Genomic DNA, 19,745 nt, shown 5'->3' with positions numbered 1-19,745 from the left:
CCTGACGATATGGACATCTCGCGCTCCACGCTGCTTGCTTCCCTCGCCTCGCTGTCGCATCGGGATCGCCTGATCCAGCTCAAGGGCCCCGACGAGGGCCTTGTGGTCGAGCGGTTTGAAGGCACCGAATCGGTGTGCGGTGACAACCGCCTGCAGATCGACTGCCTGGCCACCGATGCGTTCCTGGAACTGGAACCGTGGCTGGAGCAGCCGCTGACCCTGCAGCTGCGCCAGGCCGATGGCGCGCTGCGGCAGTGGCACGGGCTGTGCACCGAGGCGGCGCAGCTGGGAAGCGACGGCGGGCTGGCCCGCTACCGGCTCACCCTCGAACCCTGGACCGCCCTGCTGCGCCTTCGCCGCAACGCAGTGATTTTCCAGGACCAGGACACCCGCGCGATCTGCGAGCAGATCTTCGCCGACTACCCGCAGGCCGCCTTCCGCTTCGACGTGCAGGCCCAGTTGCCGGCCCGCGCGATCACCACCCAGTACCGCGAAACCGACTGGGCCTTCGTCACCCGCCTGCTGTCCGAGGCCGGCCTGGCCTGGCGCATCGAGCAGGCGCAGGAGGGCGATGCCGCCCACACCCTGGTGGTGTTCGAGCCCGGCGCCGAACTGCCCGATGTGGGCCGCGTGCGTTTCCATCGCGCCGACATGGCCGAGAGCAGCGATGGCATCACTGCCTTCGCCGAACGCCAGCAGCTGGTGCCCAACGCCAGTACCGTCGCCAGCTGGCACAGCGAACAGGTCAATGCCGTGGCGGCGCAGTCCAGTGCCGATGCCGGCACCCTGCCCGCGCTGGAGATCTATGTGCAGCCGCGTGCCGGCCGCTTCGCCCAGCCCGCCTGGGCCGACGCCGAAGCGCAGGCGCGGCTGGACGCACTGCGCGTTGGCCAGGTGCTGTACAGCGGCAGCGGCAGCGAGCGCCAGCTGGCCGCAGGCAGCACATTCAGTCTGGCCCAGCATCCGCAGCATGAGGGCCAGCGCTTCCAGCTGCTGGCCGTGCAGCACGTCGCCGTCAACAATCTGGACCAGGGGATCGCCGAGCTGCTCGGCAGTACCGATCTGGAGCGCGGCGCCTACCGCAACGCCTTCCTCGCCACCGGCGCCGGGGTGCCGCTGCGCGCCCTGCCGCAGGACCGCCCCACCCTGCATGGCCCGCAGACCGCACGCGTGGTGGGTGTGGCCAATGCGGCCGTCAGCCCGAACCGCGAACACCAGGTGCGCATCCAGTTCGGCTGGCAGCGCGGCAGCCAGCCCAATCCGGGCGGTCTGACCGACACCGGCAGCGCCCAGACCGGCCATGCGCCGGGCGACCACACCAGCGGCAGCTGGGTGTCGGTGGCCGAATGGGTGGCCGGCCCGAACTGGGGCACGGCCTTCCTGCCGCGCATCGGCAGCGAAGTGCTGGTGGAATTCCTGCACGGTGACATCGACCAGCCGCGCGTCACCGGCCAGCTCTACAACGGTGAGGTCGCCCCACCCTTCGGCGGCGGCATCGATGAGAACGCGCGCCATCCCGGCGTACTCAGCGGCCTGCACACCCAGGCCCATGACGGCAGCGGCACCCAGCAATGGGTGATCGATGACACGCCGGGCCAGCTGCGTACGCGCCTGCACAGCTCGCTGGCCGACAGCCGGCTGGAGCTGGGCTACCTGATCGCGCACCAGAACACCGCCCGCGGCGCCCTGCGCGGCGAGGGCTTCGAGCTGGCCACGCAGGGCTGGGGCAACGTGCATGCGGCCGAAGGCCTGCTGCTGTCCGCCAGCGCGCAGGAGCGGGCCGCTTCCACGGTCATGGACAACGCCAGCGTGGTGGCGCAGCTCAAGGGCGCCGAGCGCAGCCTGGAGCAGATGCAGCAGACCCTGGCCCAGCAGCAGGTGCCCGGACTGGCCGAGTTCGAGCGCACAAAGCAGCTGCGCGAGCAGATCGATCCGCAGGCACAGGGACGCTACGAAGGCGAGGTCAACGGACAAAGCGCGATGAAGCCGGGCGGCGATGGCCGCAGCCCGGGTGACCAGCCGGTGGAGCGTCTGGCCAAGCCGCTGCTGCTGGCCGAAGCACCGCACCACATTGCCTGGACCACGCCAGCCAGCGCGGTGGCCTACGCCGGGCAGAACCTGCAGATGACGGTGCAGCAGGATCTGCACATCAGCGCAGGCGAGACCATCGCCACGGTGTCCGGCGAGCACGTCTCACTGTTCGCGCAGAGCGGCCCGCTGCGGGTGATCGCCGCCCAGGGCCCGGTCAGCCTGCAGGCCAACGATGGCGAACTGGAGCTGCTGAGCGACCAGGCACTGACCATCACCGCCACCGATGACCGCATCGATGTGCTGGCGCAGAGCAAAGTGGTGCTGCAGGCCGGCAGCAGCGCGATCACCCTGGAGGGCGGCAACATCACGTTCAGCTGCCCGGGCGAGTTCAAGGTGAAGGCGGGCGAGCATCCGTTCATGGGGGGGGAGAATGCAGCTCCATTCATCCCACCACTTCCGGGAGGACTGCAGAGCATTCCCGATTGGATCGCTCTGGACTACCGCGATGCGGAGACGCTCCAGGCCATGGCAGGCACCCCCTACGAGATTCACTTCAAGAACGGCTCAGTCATCAAGGGAAAGCTGGATGATGCCGGCAAGGCCCACCATGAGCCCATCCCGAAACAGGATGTGGAGAAAGTCGTCTACGAACCCCGCGAACCTGATGCAGAAGACAGCTGGCCCGACCTGGAGCTGATCGCCAACCCACAACAAGGCACTCGCCATGGGTGATCCGCGCGCAGATCTCCCCAACCAGGCAGCCCCCGTCTCACTGCAGCAGCTTCGCGAAGCCCTCGCCTTCATCAGCGAGCAGTACAAGAGCGCTGTCGATGGCGGCAAGAATGTCTTCGTATGGCTGTGGGAGTCGATCCAGGGGGATTTCAACCAGGATCGCACCACTGGTCAGGTCGTGTTCGACACCGCCATCTCGATGATTCCCGGTGTCGACCAGGTCTGCGATGTCCGCGACATCATCGCCAACTGCAAGCAGATCAATGAGGACAAGAGCAACTCCTGGGCCTGGATCGCGCTGGTCCTGACCCTGATCGGCCTGATCCCCACGCTGGGCTCCCTGCTGAAGGGCGTATTGAAGATCTTCTTCCTCTTCATTCGCCGCTTCGGCTTGAACCATCTCGTCCGCGCTGTTGATGAGGCCATGAGCTGGGTCATTACTCTTCTGCGCCGGCGTGAGGTTGCCAAGTACTGGAAAGGCATGCGCTGGGACCGTGTGTTCCACGAGTTGGCGAAGCAGACCCGTGTCGTACGCGGACTGGTGACCAAGGCGCAACTGTTGAAGGCCTTCGATCGTGCCGTGTTGCTGATGCGCAACCTGCTTGGCAAGGTGGCCGACATCCCACTGGTAGGGCGCCGTGCCCAGGAGACCATCGATCTCGTCGTTGGCATCCGAAAGATCGCGGACAACTACATCGGCCAAGTGCTGGCGCCCGTACAGCGAATTCTGGACACCATCATCAAGCGTCTTGAATTCGAGGACATGGTGCAGCGGCGCGGCATCCTCAACGCGGGCAACTTCCACTTCACCGGCACGCTGCCCGAGGCCCATGCAGTGACGTTAATGCGGCGGGTTGATCCGCCGCCGTCGTGGCTTGGCAAGGGGAAGCCGACGAAGAATCTGCCGTTGGATGCGACAAAGATGCGCGCCCATGTGGATAGAATGGCAAAACAGGACTTTCCAAAGCTGAGCGACAGCCAGATCGAAAGCTTCGCCAAAGGCATGCGCACGGATACGATCAAGGGCCCAGCCAAGTTGTATCGAGTCGTCTCACCCGCGAACTTCAGCGCGGGCGCGGACTGGGTTACCGAAGAAGTCTTCAATTCGATCATGAAGTCAGCCGACCCAAGGGCCACCTGGCGAAAGAATCTGGCCGTCTGGCCTGACTGGAACCCCAATGGGCAGTTCGTCGTCTATGAATTGAAGGCAGGTGAAGAACTAAAGGTATGGCGCGGCCCTGCATCTGCCCAGAAGAAGGACGCTCTGCCCGATCACCACCTTGAGGGCGGCTACGAGCAGATCAAGTTCGATGCCGCATTTGAATACGACGCTGCCGGCAAACCGGGAAAGAGGACGTTGGCCGATAGTTCGGAGTACTACGTCGTCAATGAAGCAACCGGTGCCATGACCAAGAGCAGCATGACCTATGACAAATGGAAGCTGCTTCCTCCGCATGAGCAGGTGAAATACGTCAGCCTGCGGACCAAGATCAACAACCCCCGCATTCTCGGCCCGATGGACACCGGCTGGGGGACAAGCGACTTTGGCACTCAAATGAATGATGTAAAGCTGGGCCTGCCGAACATCTCCGGCCAGAAAATAAACCGCTGAACATGAAAATTCAATATCTGGAATTGAATCCGTGGCACAAGCGCCAAGCCGCCCTCATCCATCATTTCACCTCGATGGACTACCTGAAGGGCCTGCTGCCGCAGATTGACAGCCTGCTGGCCATGACCGACCAGATGCTTGATGAGCGCTCGCATCTGGATACTGCTGGCAGAGCCTTGGCAGGTTGGGAATCACAGGATACGGCGTCGCATTTTTCGACGTATGCCTACCCTGCACTGATGGAATTCCGCGAATGTGTCGTTGAAGACATAGCGCTGCGCTCGATCGAGCGGTATCGCGGTGCGGGCGAACACCAATGCGCTCGCCTGCTGGAGGAATACGCTTACCAGATGGCATGGGCTACACCAGAACAAGAAAAACTGTTCCACGAGACCGCAGAAAGAACGTTCGATTATGCTCGACAACTATCGCGGATCGTTGCTCGTCCGTCGACCATGGATGATTTTGTTCACTGGCATCTATGGAACGAAGGAGTCGTCAACACTCACCGAGTACCTAAATTTCGCATCCGAACCGACATTGTCGTACGGACCAACCAAGTTCCTCCGCGAAGTGGGATCTACGTTGCGAAAGACGACCCCATGGTTTCACTTCAGTTTGCCTGGACAGGCGGCTACGGAGAACTGTGCCCAGCAATGGCCCTCAACGATACTGGAAGGGCGGTCCTCAAGCAGGTTGGGCGCGAAGGACTCTGGGGAGATACAGTAGCTCTGTATCGCTTCCTTGATGCAAATCGGCATCTTGATCCCTATGGCTGGTCCGACGTTCAAAGCGATCTGACGGAGCTGGCACCGTCAGCGATCGCAGTTTCGTCCTTCGATATGAAAGACTGCGAATGGCATTTTGTCGAACCCATCCCTGATGCATTCGAAGATATCGACGGCAGCTACGCCGGCACGGATCAGCCGGACCGCCGGCCGGATCGAGTCGCCGCCGGCAAGCGGGTTCCTGTGGCCGGCTGGTGGTACACGCCTGCACAAGGCAGCCGGCGCTTCTTCAAGGAAGGCGATGTGTTTCCCGCCATCAACAGCGACTGGGGTGACACCTTCTGGATCTGGGCCGCGGACCAGACGCCGCCGACGATCGGTTGAGTACACCTCATCCCGCGCCCTGCTCTTTCTGGAACTGCCCGATCGGAAGCATGCCCGCCCTATGGAACTGAATCCCTGGCACAAGCGGCAGGCTGCCCTCATCCATCATTTCACCTCGATGGAGTACCTGAAGGCACTGTTACCACAGATCGACAGCCTGCTGGCACTGACCGACCAGATGCTTGAGGAGCGCTCGCATCTGGATACGGCCGGCAGAGCGTTGGCAGGTTGGAGCTCCCAAAATACGGCCTCACACTTCTCGACGTACGCCTACCCGGCACTCATGGAGTTTCGTGAAGGCATCATCAAGGACATAGCACTGCGCTCAATCGAGCAGTACCGTGTGGCCGGCGAGCACCAATGCGCTCGTATGCTGGAGGAGTACGCATACCAGATGGCCTGGGCTACGCCGGAACAGGAAAGGCTGTTCCGCGAGACCGCAGAACGAGTATTCAGTTATGCCCGTGAACTCTCTGGGCTAGTTGCACGCCCCCCCGTCAAGAACGACTTTTCATTCTGGTTGTTATGGAACAAGGGTGTCATCGACTCACATCGAGTTCCAAAATTCCGTGTCCGTACAGATTTTGTCGTGCGAACCCATCAGGTTCCTCCGCGCACCGGTATCTACGTCGCCAAAGACGATCCCATGGCTTCACTTCAGTTTGCGTGGACCGGTGGGTACGGAGAACTCTGCCCCGCCATGACCCTCAACGATGTTGGACGGGCCGTTCTGAGCCAGATCGGTCGAGAACGCATGTGGGAGGATACCGAAGCCTTCTATCGCTTCCTCGATGCAAACCGGCACCTGGATCCCTATGGCTGGTCCGATGTCCAGGCCGATCTGGTGAATGTGGCACCGTCAGTGATCGCGGGTGAGTCGTTCGATCAGCAGGACTGTGAATGGTATTTCGTCGAACCCATCGCCGATGAATTCGAGGACATCGACGGCAGCTACACGGGCACGGATGAACGGGGTTGCCGTACGGATCGCGTCGCAGCACATCCCGTAGCCCGACCCGCACCTGATCTCGAGGGGAGTATCCGATGGAATCAGACGCATCCTATGGAGCACCGAAAGTGATGCAACTGTTCGGGAAACGACAGCCTGCAATGCTTGCTGTTCTCGTAGTGGGTTCTGTTGGATGTGCTGCACCGACGGTGCCACCAGCGCTCAAAATATCCGCTGATGTTTCCCGTGCGGAGCTGACGCGTCTTTACACAGGCACGTTGCTGAAAAAGGTGGCATTCGAGGACATCGACGGGCCGGGCCTGCTGCTTCTTTCGCGCAGCGAGCAGACAGTGCCGGCGCAGGGCGATGAAGAGGCGATGGATCAGATCACGTTGCGTGCGGAGCTGTTCCGGCGCGCCGGACAAGCGGCTCCTTGGGCCTCGCGGTGGAGCGTGGAAGATCCGGTTCAATGCGAAGGTCTGGATCTGGAGGCCGGCTACTTCCTGGACCAGGTGACTGCAACGGACCTGGACAAGGATGGCCGCGCCGAGTTGACGCTGGCCAGCCACAGCTTCTGCGGCGGCGGCGTCGATCCGCAGCAGCTGCGCATTGGGCTTCGCCAGGGCGAGCAGTATTACGAAGTACGTGGTGAATCGCTGGTGGAGGTGGAAGGCGATGAACCCTTCGGCGGCGACCGGCAGGACGATCCCGCGCTGGCTTCGGCTGCGCCCGTGCTTCGCGCGCACGTAGACAAGGTGTGGGAGGCGATCAAGCGCGGAAGCTCACCGTGACGTCGTCACGATGCCAGCGCCAGCATCAGGCTCTCCTGCTGCTGGTGCTCTCCGCTGCCGCGGACTTCGCCATCGCGCGCACTCCGCCGTCCGGCTCGCTGCAACGCGCGTGTGCAAGCGCCATCGATGACAGGATCGAACTGGTACCGGTGGAGGGGAAGCGCGTCAGTGCATGTCCACCGGGGAATGACGAGGACTGCCCATACAGCGGTCAGCAGGGAAAGACCTTCTTGAACGACACGCCCGATCTCAACAACGACGGGCGCGAGGACGCGATCCTCACCTACTTCGGCAGCAGCTACGGCGATGTCGATGTCGCCGATAAACTGATCCTTGCCCAGTGTGCGGATGGAACCTATATCCGTCTGTTGGAGGGCAGGTTCACGACATTGACGGCCCCTGTCGCGCCGCATGCTGCCTGGCCAGCACTGGACGCGACACGGGACTGTCCGACTGGGCAGAATGACACCATCCGTACCGGGAAGATCCAGCTGCAGTTCGACCCGGCGACGATGCGCTATCGCGGTCCAGCCGGCATTGACCTGATCCAGGTCTGCAGTGAATAGCGACAGATGCGACGCGAAACCGATAGGCCGAATGCCAGGACAATGCTGGGTTGACTCGCAACGTGCAGACGCGCTCCATGCGCTCCGCAGGCGTGAAGGGTCACGGCCAGGACGCGCCAACCTCGTCAGTGCCTGTGCTCCCGAGCCCCCTCCTTTGATCCAACGCATGCCGTCGCCACGGGCAGGGTGCTATGGTGGCGCCACCATCTCGCAGGAGCGCCGCTCATGACCCGTTTCCGTTCCGTCGGCCTTGCACTGGCCGCAGTCGCCACGCCGATGCTGCTCGCCGCCTGTGTGAGTACGCCCGGGCCGGAGGTGAAGGGCACCGGCCGCTGCGACGCCAGCCAGCTTGGCTGGGCAATCGGCCAGCCGGGCAATGAGGAGAACATGCGTCGCCTGTCGCGTGAGAGCGGCGCCGGCCTGGTCAACCCGATCGGCCCGACCACGATTACCACCAAGGATATCCGTCCGGATCGCCTGCGCGTCTACATGGACAAGGACAACATCATCACCGCAGCCCGCTGCGAGTAACCACCGCGCGGGCTTCTGTAGAGCCGAGCCCACGCTCGGCTGCCACTGAACAGCAGCCGAGCGTGGGCTCGGCTCTACACAGAACGCGCGTCGGGCATGGGCCAGCGTGACAGGGCTCAGGGTTCGGTATAGCCCGCACAATCCGGCAGTGGCTGGTCGGGGTGAAAACGGCCCTCACTGAAACGGAAAAGACGCGAATAGCTGCACGCGGGATCCTGCTCGGTGCGCAGGTCCTTCGTCTTCAACGGCCCCTTCGCCAGCGAATCCCCGAAACGCGATGCACCTGCGGGGAAGCGGGTCGCCACCGTCTGGTAACGAAGCACCGGCATGCCCTGCACTGCCGGATCCAGCCCCAGCTTTGCCGAGAATCCATACTCATCGTGGCAGGCACCGGCACGCTGCCTGATGTCCTGCTCGCTGAAGCAGGCACGGATCATCGCGTTGCCCACCCACGGCACGGTCAGCACATCATCGTCCACCTGGACGCCATCCTGCAGGTGGCGCACGCGTGCCAGCTGCAGCGTCGATGCGTCTGCACCACCGCCGGAGTACATCATGCTGAAGGTGACCGTGGCGCCTACCAGTACGTTCTGGCGGGCACGCGGCTGCGGGTCAATCACGTCCTCATCCGCGCCGACACCGGGTGCCAGGCGTACGATCCACGGCCACAGCTTCAGTTCGCTTTCCTGCGGCACGTCAATGCGGACGTGGTAGCTATTTGGCTTGCCCTGGCCCGGCACCTTCTCAAGCACTTCCAGCACGGTGGGCCGCTTCCCCTCTTCGGCCACCGGTTGCACGCGTACACACCAGTTGCCGTCCTGGGTGCACTCATAAAGTCCTGCCGGGCCTGCCTCCGGGGTGATCAGCACGTGCCCCAGCGGCTCCATCACATTGCCGGCGGCATCGCGCTGCTGTGGCAGGATCGAGCCCTGCGCCAACACCAGGATCGGGGCGGCCAGCAGTGCAGCACACACGGTCGTGCGGACAACGATGGGGGGCATGGGCGGCTCCTGCGGCTGGAATTCCGATGGTAACCGTTGCCCGGGTAGAGTCGAGCCATGCTCGACTGCTGCCTGCCGGGAAGTGCAGCCGAGCACGGGCTCGGCTCTACATCATCCGCAGTCGCAGCCACCCCAGCCCTTGGCCTTCGAAGTCTGCCCGATGCCCGGGTTGAAGGTGTTGCTCGGGTCCAACTGTCGGTAGAACCCAGCCAGCGCCGGCTTGGCCGGGTACAGGTGGCCAACGTTGTGCTCGGCCGGATACTCGGCCCCGCGCCGGTCGAGCAGTGCCCACATCGCGTGCTCGATCGCCATCGGATCTTCGCCCTTGCGTGCGATGTAGTCCTGGTGGAACACGTGGCACAGGAAGTGGCCGTAGTACAGTTTGTGCAGCAGGCGACTTTCGATGGCGGCGGGCAGCTGCTCGAACCAGTCTGCGTCGTCGCGACGCAATGCGATGTCGAGCGCGACGATGTCCTGCACCTGTTGGCGATGCACCTCGCGATAGCGCACTGCAGCACCGGCCACGGCAAAACGATGCAGGAAGGCCTTGCGCCCTTCTTCGGCCGTGCAGTGGAAATAGCCGCCTTCGTGCTCGGCGAAGAATTGCTGCAACCAGGCCTCGGTCTCGGCTGCATCCTGTGCGGAGACCTTCAGCAGCAGATGATGCTCGTAACGCTGCCGGAACTCGCCCATGCGCTGGGGCAGGTGCGAGGGCAACAGGCCGGTCAGCACCTGCATTACCCGGTCGGTCACGCCGCGCAGGCCCAGCCGCTCGAACCAGCCGTCAACCCTGCTCTTCAGTGCGAATGCCGCGGGCACCCGTGCGGTCCCGAGCCGGTCGATCAGCAGGAATGTGTCCTTTCCATAGCGCTCGCCGATATCGTAGGCGTCTCGGTGGATGTACTCACCGGCGATCGGCAGGCGATCGAAGCCGGTCAGCAGTTGGCGGCGGATGGCGGTGAAACTCCCGGTACGGTTACTGCCGATGTAAAAGACCTCGGCGGGCTCCTTCTCAAACGTATCCAGGCGCACCGCGAACACCGCCAGTTTGCCGGCTGAACCCGCCGCTTCGTAGTGACGACCGGGATCGGCATTGAAGCGCGCCGGTGTATCGGCATCGACCCTGCGCACCTCGTCGGCGTAGCGCGGGTCGGACGCGGAACGGCCGTCGCCGTCGCTGACATCGGCGGCATCGTAGTCACCGGCCTGCAAGCGCTGCAGGATCTGCTCGGGCGTATCGCCCAGCGCGATGCCCAGGTGGTTGACCAGCTGCAACCGGCCCTGCGCATCAACCTGCGCATATAGCGCCAGCTCGGTATAAGCGGGGCCACGCCGCACCAGCGCACCGCCGGAGTTGTTGCAGATGCCGCCCAGCACCGAGGCGCCGATGCAGGACGAGCCGATCACCGAATGCGGCTCGCGCCCCAGCGGCGCCAGCGTCTGCTCCAGCCGGTCCAGGGTGGCGCCCGGCAGACACACCACCTGGCGGCCCTCGTTCAACAACTGGATGCCGGTCAAGCGCAGGGTGCTGACCAGCACGACCGGGCGCCCATAATCATTGCCATCCGGGGTCGAGCCGCCGGTCAGGCCGGTATTGGCGGCCTGCAGGATGATCGCTGCCCCACCCTGCACAGCCGCCTGGAGCACACGCCACAATTCCAGCAACGTGCCCGGACGCACCACGGCCAGCACCGCGCCGTCGCCGAAGCGATAGCCCCGGCGGAAGCGGCGGGTCGCCTTGTCGCGGGTCAGCACATGGCGGCTGCCGACAGCAGCACGCAGCTGCGACAGCATGGCCCCGTGGCCAGTCATGGCAGCCGCACCAGTGAATCTCGGCCGATGTCGGTAATGCGGTGTGCGCCGGTCAGCGTCATTGCCACGCGCATCTCCCTGGCGATCAGGTCCAGCAAGTTGGCCACGCCGGCCTCACCCTGCGCCGCGAGCGCATAGACGAAGGCCCGCCCCAGCAGCACGGTGTCAGCGCCCAGCGCCAGCATGCGCACCACGTCCAGTCCGGTGCGGATGCCGGAATCGGCGAGGATCTTCAGGTCGCCCTGTACCGCGTCAGCGATGGCCGGCAGCGCGCGTGCGGTGGACAGCACACCATCGAGCTGGCGCCCCCCGTGATTGGAGACCACGATGCCGTCGGCACCGAATGCAACCGCGTCGCGTGCGTCTTCCGGGTCGAGGATGCCCTTGATCACCATCGGTCCCTTCCAGAACTCGCGGATCCATTCCAGGTCCTTCCACGAAATGGATGGATCGAAGTTGCTGCCCAGCCAGCCGATATAGTCCTCCAGCCCGGTGGGGTTGCCGCGATAGGTGGAGATGTTGCCGAGATCGTGCGGACGTCCGAACAGACCCACGTCCCAGGCCCAGCGCGGATGGGTGATGGCCTGGCCGATGCGGCGCAGCGGAGCATTCGGACCGCTCATGCCGGAGTGCGCGTCTCGATAGCGCGCACCCGGTACCGGCATGTCCACGGTGAATACCAGCGTCGTAACGCCCGCCGCCTGGGCGCGCTCCAGGGCGTTGCGCATGAAGCCGCGATCGCGCAGCACGTACAGCTGGAACCACATCGCCCGCTGGATCGCCGGGGCCACTTCCTCGATCGGGCACACCGACACGGTGGACAGGGTGAACGGAATGCCGCGGCTGTCAGCTGCCCGCGCCGCCTGCACTTCACCGCGGCGTGCATACATGCCGGTGAGGCCGACCGGCGCCAGTGCCACCGGCATCGCAAGCGTCTCGCCGAACAGCTCGGTCTCCAGGCTCAGGTCGGACATGTTGCGCAGGATGCGCTGGCGCAGTGCGATGTCGGACAGATCCGAAACGTTGCGCTTCAGCGTGTGCTCGGCATAGGCGCCGCCATCGATGTAGTGGAACAGGAACGGCGGCAGCCGGCGTTTGGCTGCGGCGCGGTAATCGGTGGAGGCGGAGATGATCATGGGGTCAACCGTGTGGGGAAGGCAGGCGCGAGGCCCGCGCGCGCCGGGCTTCGTTGTCGTCGAGCGTGCGCAGCGTGGTGTGCACGAACTCGAGGTGGGCATGCGCGGCGGCGCGCGCGCGCTCCGGATCACCGGCCAGCACCGCATCCATCATCTCGCGGTGCTGGTCGGACAACGGCGAGAAGGTCCTCGCCGAGGTATAGAGTTTCTCGCGGCTCTGCGAGATGTTGGTCTGCAGCAGATCGAACAGGCCACGCATCACCTGCAGCAGCACCAGGTTGTGCGACGCTTCGGCGATGGACAGGTGGAAGGCCGCATCGGCCTCCGCCTCGCCTGAAGGATCATCCTTGCCATGCGCATCCATCATGGTCTGGAAGGCCTGGGCGATGCGCGCCCGATCCTCATCGGTGGCACGCAGCGCTGCATGCCAGGCCGTCGCTCCTTCCAGCGCGTGACGGATCTCCAGCACGTCGAAGCGGTATTCCGGGTCGCCCTGGAACAACGGCAGGTACGGAGCCAGGGGTTCATCCAGCGCCTGCCGCGCGCGCGTGGCCGGCTCCGCCACGTAGGTGCCGCCGCCCACGCGTGCGCTCAGCAGGCCCTGGCTGGACAACTGCGCGATGGCCTCGCGCAGCGCCGTGCGCGAGACACCCAGCTGCACCGCCAGCGCGCGCTCGGCCGGAAGCCGGTCACCCGGCTGCAGCTGCCGCTCCTGCACCAGACCACGCAGCTGCGCGGCCACCTTGTCTGAAATCCGTTGCGTGCTCATGGCGCCATTGTGGCCCGAAGCGCCTGGCAGGTGCGGCCCATGCTGCGCGGATAGGTCGTCGGCTGCATGGCTCAGGGAATCATCCAGGTCAGCCAGTACGCCTGCGCGGTGGTGATCAGGCCGACCATCACGGTGAAGATCAGACTGTGCTTGACAGTGAAGCGGAACAGGTCCGATTCCTTGCCGGCCAGGCCGACCGCGGCGCAGGCGATGGCAATCGACTGCGGCGAGATCATCTTGCCGGTGACGCCGCCGGTGGTGTTGGCCGCCACCAGCAGCACCTCGGACACGCCGATCTGCTGCGCAGTGGTGGCCTGCAAGGCCGAAAACAGCGCGTTGGAGGACGTGTCCGAGCCGGTCAGGAACACGCCCAGCCAGCCCAGGAACGGCGAGAAGAAGGTGAATGCCTTGCCGGTGTGGGCCAGCGCCAGCGCCAGCGTGGCCGACAGGCCCGAATAGTTGGCGATGAAGGCGAAGGCCAGCACCATGCCGATCGAATAGATCGGTGTGCGCAGCTCGCGCACGGTCTCGCCGAAGGTCTGCAGCGCCGCCTTGGCCGGCATGCGCAGGGCGAGGATGGCAATCACTGCGGCGAGGATGATCGACGTGCCGGTGGCCGAGAACGCGTCGAATTTATAGACCGCCTCGTAGCTCAACGGCGCAGGCACGATCGGTGGCATCTTCTGCACCATCTGGTCCAGGCCCGGCACCGGGATCTTCAGCACCCAGCTTTCCAGCGGGCCACCCGCCGCGAACAGCGACTTGAACGGCTTGATGCTCCACAGCGTGACCATCGCGGTAAGGATCAGGAACGGCGACCAGGCCTTGGCGATCTGGCCAACGCTGTAGCGCGGCGCTTCCAGCGCCTGGGCGGCCGCCTCGGCGCTGGTTTCGGTATCGAAGCGGAAGATCCGTACCGGCTTCCAGCGGCGCAGGAACAGGGTCAGGCACACCAGCGACGCCAGCGACGCGGTGATGTCCGGCAGCTCCGGCCCGATGAAGTTGGAGGTCAGGTACTGGGCAATGGCGAACGACCCGCCGGCCACCAGCACCGCCGGCCAGGTTTCCCTGACGCCACGCCAGCCATCCATGATCGCCATGATCCAGAACAGCACGATGATGGTCAGGAACGGCAGCTGGCGACCGGCCATCTGGCCGATCTCGAAGGCATCCAGGCCGGTGACCTGTCCCGCCACGATGATCGGAATGCCCATCGCACCGAATGCCACCGGCGCGGTATTGACGATCAGGCACAGGCCCGCTGCATACAGCGGCTTGAAGCCCAGCCCGACCAGCAGCGCTGCGGTGATCGCCACCGGCGCGCCAAACCCCGCCGCGCCTTCCAGGAAAGCACCGAAGGCGAAGCCGACCATCAGCATCTGCAGGCGCTGGTCTTCGGTCACCGACAGGATCGAAGCGCGGATGATGTCGAACTGCCCGGTCTTGACCGAGACCTTGTACAGGAACACCGCGCCGATGATGATCCAGGCGATCGGCCACAGCCCGTAGACGAAACCGAAGCCGGCCGCGCCCAACGCCTGGGTCAGCGGCATGCGGTAGAACAGCAGGGCCACGGCCAGTGCGATGGCCACGGTGATCGTGCCGGCCAGCCAGCCTTTCATGCGCAGCACGGCCAGGGCAACGAAGAAGAACGCGATCGGCAGCAGCGCGATCAGGCTGGACAACCACAGGTTGCCGGCGGGGTCGTACAGGTGTTGCCAGGGCTGCATGGAGGCTCTCGACGGGGGCGGAATGTTTCCCCACCGCATGCGGTGGGACGCCGTGGTCACGATTATTGGTATTACCAATAATCAGATTCATCGGACCACTTGAAGCGGATTGAACCGCCATTTCGACGAAGAGCCTATTAGACCATAGAGTTACCGGGCATATTGGTATTACCAATAAAGCGCCGCATGACAGAAGCTGGAAGGGGCTGCCCCGCTAGAGCCTGTCCGCCAGCCGTCGCATCACCGCCAGCACCAGCAGGCACAGCACGCTCACGCCAAGGGCAATGACGTACTTGCCGATGCCCACCGCAATCCCGATGGCGGCGGCCATCACCAGCGAACTGGCCGTGGTCAGCCCGCTGACCTGGTCCTCGCGGCTGCCACGCAGGATGGTGCCTGCGGCAACGAAGCCGACGCAGGCCACCACCGCTTCGATCAGGCGCACCGGGTCGACCTGCAGCAGGTCGCGGTAGCGCTCCTGCTGGAAATGCTCGGCCACGGAATCGCCGAGCCCCACGATGAGCGCTGCGGCGCCGGCAATCATCATGTGCGTGCGCAGGCCCGCCGCATGCTTGCCCATCTCGCGCTCGATACCGAGCACGCCACCGAACAGCATCGCGGCGGCCACGCGCAGCAGGATCGATACATCCTGGTTGAGTTCCATCGACGTCTCCGGGAGTTTCCCGGAGCGTTGCGCGTCAGCCGTCGGATCGCGGTGAAGGCCGCACCACGGCCCGTTCACCCGGTAGCGCCGGGCCATGCCCGGCACCACCGTCCCTGCGGTCACCGCATCACTGCGCCAGATAACCGCCATCGATCGCGTAATAGGTGCCTGTCGCGAACGAGGCATCGTCGCTGGCCAGCCAGGCGACCAGCGCCGCCACTTCCTCGGCCTTGCCCAGCCGCTTCAACGCGTGGCGGTCTTCCAGCGTGGCGCGCACCTTCGGATCCATCTTCTCCAGCAGCGGCGTGGCGATGAAGCCCGGCCCCACCGCATTGACACGGATGCCATCGGCGGCATGCTCCCACGCTGCAGTCTGCGTCAGGCCGACCACACCATGCTTGGCTGCCACGTACGCGGTCGAACCGGCATAGCCCACCTGGCCCAGGATCGAGGCCATGTTGATGATGCTCCCGCCCTTCCCGGCCGCGCGCATGGCCTGGATCTGCGCACGCTGGCACAGGAATACACTGGTCAGATTCACATCGACCACCCGCTTCCAGCCATCGACGGGATAGTCGCCGCTGCTCGCCGCCGGACCGCTGATGCCGGCGTTGTTGACCGCGACGTGCACCCCGCCCAGCTCCCTCACTGTGCGCTGCACCGCCGCCTCCACGGCAGCCTCATCCGTGACATCCAAGGCGATGCCGATGGCGCGGCTGCCACGCCGGGCCAGCGCTTCCACGGTGGCGTCCACCGCGTCCTGCTTCAGGTCCCACACTGACACCGCAGCACCGGACGCTGCCAGCAGTTCGGCCACGGCCAGGCCGATGCCGGAAACGCCACCGGTCACGATCGCCGTCTTGCCGCCGAGCTGATAGTCGATCATCTGTGTTCTCCATCTATCGGGAATCGATGTGGACACGCGTCCACCCGCGACCCACGGTACGCCCCGCCGTGTTACGGCCGCGCCACTTCCAGGCGCTGCAACGAACCTTCCCATCGCTGCAACGCGTTCGACCGTATGCTCGACCTCACCCTCCCCTGCTGTGGAAACTCCAATGAATCCCGCTGACGCCCTGCTGTTCACGCCCACTCACCTGGGTGACATCGCTGCTGCGAACCGCATCGCCATGGCACCGCTGACGCGCAACCGCGCCCTGCCCGACCGCGTCCCTTCTCCACTGGCGATCACCTATTACCGCCAACGTGCCAGTGCCGGCCTGATCATTGCAGAAGCCACCCAGATCAGTCCTCTGGGCCAGGGCTACCTTGATACGCCGGGCATCTACAGCGCCGAGCAGGTCGCTGCGTGGAAATCCATCACCGACGCGGTACACGCCGAAGGTGGCCGCATCGTGCTGCAGCTGTGGCATGTGGGTCGCATCTCCCACACCAGCCTGCTGCCGGAAGGCGAAGTGCCGGTGGCACCCAGCGCCCTCCGCGCCAACGGCAAGACCTTCACCGCCAATGGATTCGAGGATGTGTCCGCGCCGCGCGCATTGGCGCTGGAGGAGATCCCGCAACTGATCGAGGATTACCGCATCGCCGCGCGCAATGCCATTGCCGCAGGCTTCGATGGCGTCGAGGTACATGCAGCCAACGGCTACCTGATCGACCAGTTCCTGCGCGATGGCAGCAACCATCGGGACGATGCCTACGGTGGAAGCATCGAGAACCGTACGCGGCTGCTGTTCGAGGTGGTCAGCGCGGTCGCCGAAGCAATCGGCGCCGGCCGCACCGGCGTGCGCCTGTCACCGGTCACGCCGGTCAATGATGCCCATGACAGCAACCCGCAACCGCTGTTCAACCTTGCAGTGGAGCGCCTGGACACGATCGACGGACTGGCCTTCATCCATGTCATCGAAGGTGCAACCGGTGGCGATCGGGACAACATCCCGTTCGACTACCCTGCGCTGCGCGCACGCTTCCGTGGTGCCTGGATCGCCAACAACGGATACGACGCTGAGCGTGCCGGGCAGGCCCTTGCCAGCGGCTATGCCGACATGATCGCGTTTGGTCGGCCCTTCATTGCCAACCCGGATCTGGTCGCGCGACTGCGCAGCGGTGCGCCGTTGGCCGAGCTCGACCCGGCCACGTTGTATGGCGGTGGCGAACACGGCTACATCGACTACCCGGCACTGGATGCCTGACGACGGCTGCATGCCCGGTCCACCGCGACCGGGCATGGCCCGGCGTTGCCCATGGAAGGTGGCGCCGGGCCAGGCCCGGCGTTGCCCGCCCCGTTTCAGTACACCGGCAGATCGATGTAGCTGGCCTGCGCCGCGCTGTGCCAGACCCGCTGCGTGGCCTTCTGGTAGTCGCCCGGCTTGGCCAGGTAGATGTTCGGCACATAGGTCTGCGGGTTGCGGTCATACAGCGGGAACAGGCTCGACTGCACCTGCACCATGACCCGGTGCCCCTTCTGGAAGGTGTGGTTGGCGTTGGGCAGGTCGAAGCGGTAGGGCAGCACCTGGTTCGCCGCCAGCGGCTTCGGATCGCTGAAGCTTTCGCGGTAGCGGCCACGGAAGATCGCCAGTGACACCGGCAGCTCATAGCCGCCCATCTCCGGCGCCGAGGCCTCCTGGTCCGGATACACATCGATCAGCTTCACCACCCAGTCGCTGTCGGTGCCGCTGGTGGACGCCTGCAGGTGCACTACCGGCGCGCCGCCGATGCGCAGTGGCGCGGCCAGCGGTTCGGTGATGAAGGTCAGCACGTCAGGTCGGCCATCGACGAAGCGCTGATCCTTGACCAGCCAGGTCGTCCACATGTCGCGGTCACCGAAGCGCACCGGGCGCGGTACGAACGGCACCGGCTTGGCCGGGTCGGACACGTATTCCTCGAAGTCGCCCTCGCCCGCCGCCGGCGCCTGGAACGCCAGCTTGCCGCCGGCACGCAGATAAAGCGGTTTGCTGCTGGCGGCGCACCCCTGGTCGCAGCTGCGCGGCCAGCCCTTCAGGCGATCCCAGTGGTTTTCACCGGTGTTGTAGATCAGCACCGGCGGTGTGTCCGCCTTCGGCGCGCCGTCCACCAGGTACTGGTCGAAGAACGGCTTGAGCACATCGCGGCGGAACTGCAGCGCGGTATCGCCGTCGAACTTCAGCGCGCCCAGTTCGCTGGCGCTGTAGTTCACCTGGCTGTGCCGCCATGGCCCCATCACCAGATAGTTGCGGTCGTTGCCGCTATCGCGCCCTTCCATCGCCTGGTAGGCGTGGTTGGCACCCCACATGTCCTCCTGGTCCCACAGGCCCTGCAACCACAGGGTCGGCACCTTCAACGGCGTCTTGGCCATCACCGCATCCAGCGCCTGGCCCTGCCAGAAGGCGTCATACGCCGGGTGCTCGACCAGCTTCTTCCACCAGGTCAGCTGGTCCACGCCGGTGAAACGGGCGTAGTCGCCAGCCGAACCGATGCGCAGGAACGTGCTGTAGTCGTCATAGCCCAGGCTCGGCAGCGGCGTGCCCTTGCCGCGCTTCTCGGTCTGCATCGCGAAGTAGTTGAAGTTGACCTGGCGGAAGGCACCGTAGTTGAGCCAGTCGTCGCCCATCCAGCCATCGACCATCGGGCTCTGTGGTGCCGCCACCTTCAACGCCGGATGCGGATCGGTCAACGCCATCACCACGGTGAAACCTTCATAGGACGAGCCCAGCATGCCGACCTTGCCGTTGCTCTCGGGCACGTGCTTCACCAGCCAGTCGATGGTGTCCCAGGCGTCGGTGGAGTGATCCACCTTGGTGTTGTTCAACGGCCCACGCAGCGGCCGGGTCATCACGTAATCGCCTTCGGAGCCGTACTTGCCACGGATGTCCTGGAATACGCGGATGTAACCGCTGTCGACGAACACCTCGTCGCCCTGTGGCAGCAGGTCACGCATGCGTGGCGAGTCACTGCGGTTGGCGCGGCCGGCAGCATCGTAGGGCGTGCGGGTCAGCAGGATCGGCGCGTTGCGGGCGCCCTTGGGCACCACGATCACCGTATACAGCCTGGTGCCATCACGCATCGGCACCATCACCACGCGCTTGTCGTAGTCGCGCCCCACATCCGGGGCAACGAAAGGCTTGCCGCTGATGTCCGGGGTCATCGGCGGAGTATCGGCAGCCAGCACGCTGCTGGACAGGCAAAGGGCGATGGCTACTGCAACGGCACGCACACGCATGGACAACCCCTTCCGGCGGGAAAGTTCCAAGCCTACTCCTGCCCTGCCCTGTGAAGTGTGTTACGGCTTTGCATTCTGGGGCGGATGCGGGCAGGACTGATGGCACATGTGCCTCCGCTGCCGCTGCGCTCGCCGGGCATGGCCCGGCGCTAC

Annotated in this window: 16 protein-coding genes; 8 read left to right on the top strand and 8 right to left on the bottom strand. The window is 64.8% G+C overall.

From position 1 onward, the window contains the following. Positions 1 to 9: 9 nt before the first annotated feature. From AC5P76_RS13855 to AC5P76_RS13825, 7 genes are all read left to right on the top strand, one after another. Complete coding sequence (locus AC5P76_RS13855) at positions 10 to 2,763, top strand: type VI secretion system Vgr family protein (protein ID WP_253120206.1); 2,754 nt, start codon at positions 10 to 12, stop codon at positions 2,761 to 2,763. Then, complete coding sequence (locus AC5P76_RS13850; protein ID WP_495222780.1) at positions 2,756 to 4,375, top strand: hypothetical protein; 1,620 nt, start codon at positions 2,756 to 2,758, stop codon at positions 4,373 to 4,375. The genes AC5P76_RS13855 and AC5P76_RS13850 overlap by 8 nt, the downstream gene beginning before the upstream one ends. 2 nt (positions 4,376 to 4,377) lie before the next feature. Continuing rightward, the gene (locus AC5P76_RS13845) at positions 4,378 to 5,487 is read left to right on the top strand and encodes a hypothetical protein (protein WP_253120200.1); all 1,110 of its coding nucleotides are present in this window, start codon (positions 4,378 to 4,380) and stop codon (positions 5,485 to 5,487) included. A 61-nt stretch (positions 5,488 to 5,548) separates the two neighbouring features. Next, positions 5,549 to 6,568: a hypothetical protein gene (locus tag AC5P76_RS13840; protein WP_253120197.1), complete on the top strand. Its 1,020-nt coding sequence runs from the start codon at positions 5,549 to 5,551 to the stop codon at positions 6,566 to 6,568. Next, on the top strand, positions 6,568 to 7,227 hold the full coding sequence (locus AC5P76_RS13835; protein WP_429000977.1) for a M949_RS01915 family surface polysaccharide biosynthesis protein: 660 nt from the start codon (positions 6,568 to 6,570) through the stop codon (positions 7,225 to 7,227). The genes AC5P76_RS13840 and AC5P76_RS13835 overlap by 1 nt, the downstream gene beginning before the upstream one ends. Continuing rightward, entirely contained in the window at positions 7,224 to 7,793 is a 570-nt protein-coding gene (locus AC5P76_RS13830; protein WP_495222779.1) for a hypothetical protein, read from the top strand. Before AC5P76_RS13835 ends, AC5P76_RS13830 begins: the two co-directional genes overlap by 4 nt. A gap of 225 nt (positions 7,794 to 8,018) precedes the next feature. Further along, entirely contained in the window at positions 8,019 to 8,324 is a 306-nt protein-coding gene (locus tag AC5P76_RS13825; RefSeq protein ID WP_053517630.1) for an I78 family peptidase inhibitor, read from the top strand. 116 nt (positions 8,325 to 8,440) lie between these two features. Here the strand turns inward: AC5P76_RS13825 and AC5P76_RS13820 are convergent, their stop codons facing one another. The 7 genes from AC5P76_RS13820 to AC5P76_RS13790 form a co-directional block, all read right to left on the bottom strand. Continuing rightward, positions 8,441 to 9,325: a hypothetical protein gene (locus AC5P76_RS13820; protein WP_253120189.1), complete on the bottom strand. Its 885-nt coding sequence runs from the start codon at positions 9,323 to 9,325 to the stop codon at positions 8,441 to 8,443. Between the two features lie 111 nt (positions 9,326 to 9,436). Continuing rightward, positions 9,437 to 11,137: a D-lactate dehydrogenase gene (dld, locus tag AC5P76_RS13815; RefSeq protein WP_164151859.1), complete on the bottom strand. Its 1,701-nt coding sequence runs from the start codon at positions 11,135 to 11,137 to the stop codon at positions 9,437 to 9,439. Then, complete coding sequence (lldD, locus tag AC5P76_RS13810) at positions 11,134 to 12,273, bottom strand: FMN-dependent L-lactate dehydrogenase LldD (RefSeq protein ID WP_346475974.1); 1,140 nt, start codon at positions 12,271 to 12,273, stop codon at positions 11,134 to 11,136. The genes dld and lldD overlap by 4 nt, the downstream gene beginning before the upstream one ends. 4 nt (positions 12,274 to 12,277) lie before the next feature. After that, positions 12,278 to 13,042: a transcriptional regulator LldR gene (gene lldR, locus AC5P76_RS13805; RefSeq protein ID WP_053517636.1), complete on the bottom strand. Its 765-nt coding sequence runs from the start codon at positions 13,040 to 13,042 to the stop codon at positions 12,278 to 12,280. Positions 13,043 to 13,113: 71 nt separating this feature from the next. Next, on the bottom strand, positions 13,114 to 14,772 hold the full coding sequence (gene lldP / locus AC5P76_RS13800; protein WP_346475975.1) for an L-lactate permease: 1,659 nt from the start codon (positions 14,770 to 14,772) through the stop codon (positions 13,114 to 13,116). A gap of 214 nt (positions 14,773 to 14,986) precedes the next feature. Beyond that, on the bottom strand, positions 14,987 to 15,436 hold the full coding sequence (locus AC5P76_RS13795) for an MgtC/SapB family protein (protein ID WP_053517640.1): 450 nt from the start codon (positions 15,434 to 15,436) through the stop codon (positions 14,987 to 14,989). A gap of 127 nt (positions 15,437 to 15,563) precedes the next feature. Continuing rightward, a complete protein-coding gene (locus AC5P76_RS13790) occupies positions 15,564 to 16,322 on the bottom strand; it encodes an SDR family NAD(P)-dependent oxidoreductase (protein ID WP_197571319.1) in 759 nt (252 codons plus the stop codon). 172 nt (positions 16,323 to 16,494) lie between these two features. On the opposite strand from AC5P76_RS13790, the gene AC5P76_RS13785 reads away from it, so the two are divergent. Further along, positions 16,495 to 17,586, top strand: coding sequence for an alkene reductase (locus tag AC5P76_RS13785; RefSeq protein ID WP_193396816.1), 1,092 nt, complete (start codon positions 16,495 to 16,497; stop codon positions 17,584 to 17,586). 95 nt (positions 17,587 to 17,681) lie between these two features. On the opposite strand, the gene AC5P76_RS13780 is transcribed toward AC5P76_RS13785, so the two are convergent. Next, a complete protein-coding gene (locus AC5P76_RS13780) occupies positions 17,682 to 19,592 on the bottom strand; it encodes a CocE/NonD family hydrolase (protein WP_197571321.1) in 1,911 nt (636 codons plus the stop codon). Positions 19,593 to 19,745: the final 153 nt, after the last annotated feature.

The sequence above is a fragment of the Stenotrophomonas sp. YJH_SMC_36 genome (genome assembly GCF_059369935.1).
Note: the sequence above shows the minus strand (reverse complement) of the source record. Positions and strands in the feature narration are given on the sequence as shown.

What these genes read in the sequence shown, in the direction of transcription:
- lldP (WP_346475975.1), bottom strand. Translation starts at nt 14,772, where the DNA reads ATGCAGCCCTGGCAACACCTGTACGACCCCGCCGGCAACCTGTGGTTG.
- AC5P76_RS13845 (WP_253120200.1), top strand. Translation starts at nt 4,378, where the DNA reads ATGAAAATTCAATATCTGGAATTGAATCCGTGGCACAAGCGCCAAGCC.
- lldR (WP_053517636.1), bottom strand. Translation starts at nt 13,042, where the DNA reads ATGAGCACGCAACGGATTTCAGACAAGGTGGCCGCGCAGCTGCGTGGT.
- AC5P76_RS13820 (WP_253120189.1), bottom strand. Translation starts at nt 9,325, where the DNA reads ATGCCCCCCATCGTTGTCCGCACGACCGTGTGTGCTGCACTGCTGGCC.
- AC5P76_RS13835 (WP_429000977.1), top strand. Translation starts at nt 6,568, where the DNA reads ATGCAACTGTTCGGGAAACGACAGCCTGCAATGCTTGCTGTTCTCGTA.
- lldD (WP_346475974.1), bottom strand. Translation starts at nt 12,273, where the DNA reads ATGATCATCTCCGCCTCCACCGATTACCGCGCCGCAGCCAAACGCCGG.
- AC5P76_RS13855 (WP_253120206.1), top strand. Translation starts at nt 10, where the DNA reads ATGGACATCTCGCGCTCCACGCTGCTTGCTTCCCTCGCCTCGCTGTCG.
- AC5P76_RS13780 (WP_197571321.1), bottom strand. Translation starts at nt 19,592, where the DNA reads ATGCGTGTGCGTGCCGTTGCAGTAGCCATCGCCCTTTGCCTGTCCAGC.
- AC5P76_RS13790 (WP_197571319.1), bottom strand. Translation starts at nt 16,322, where the DNA reads ATGATCGACTATCAGCTCGGCGGCAAGACGGCGATCGTGACCGGTGGC.
- AC5P76_RS13785 (WP_193396816.1), top strand. Translation starts at nt 16,495, where the DNA reads ATGAATCCCGCTGACGCCCTGCTGTTCACGCCCACTCACCTGGGTGAC.
- dld (WP_164151859.1), bottom strand. Translation starts at nt 11,137, where the DNA reads ATGACTGGCCACGGGGCCATGCTGTCGCAGCTGCGTGCTGCTGTCGGC.
- AC5P76_RS13825 (WP_053517630.1), top strand. Translation starts at nt 8,019, where the DNA reads ATGACCCGTTTCCGTTCCGTCGGCCTTGCACTGGCCGCAGTCGCCACG.
- AC5P76_RS13795 (WP_053517640.1), bottom strand. Translation starts at nt 15,436, where the DNA reads ATGGAACTCAACCAGGATGTATCGATCCTGCTGCGCGTGGCCGCCGCG.
- AC5P76_RS13850 (WP_495222780.1), top strand. Translation starts at nt 2,756, where the DNA reads ATGGGTGATCCGCGCGCAGATCTCCCCAACCAGGCAGCCCCCGTCTCA.
- AC5P76_RS13840 (WP_253120197.1), top strand. Translation starts at nt 5,549, where the DNA reads ATGGAACTGAATCCCTGGCACAAGCGGCAGGCTGCCCTCATCCATCAT.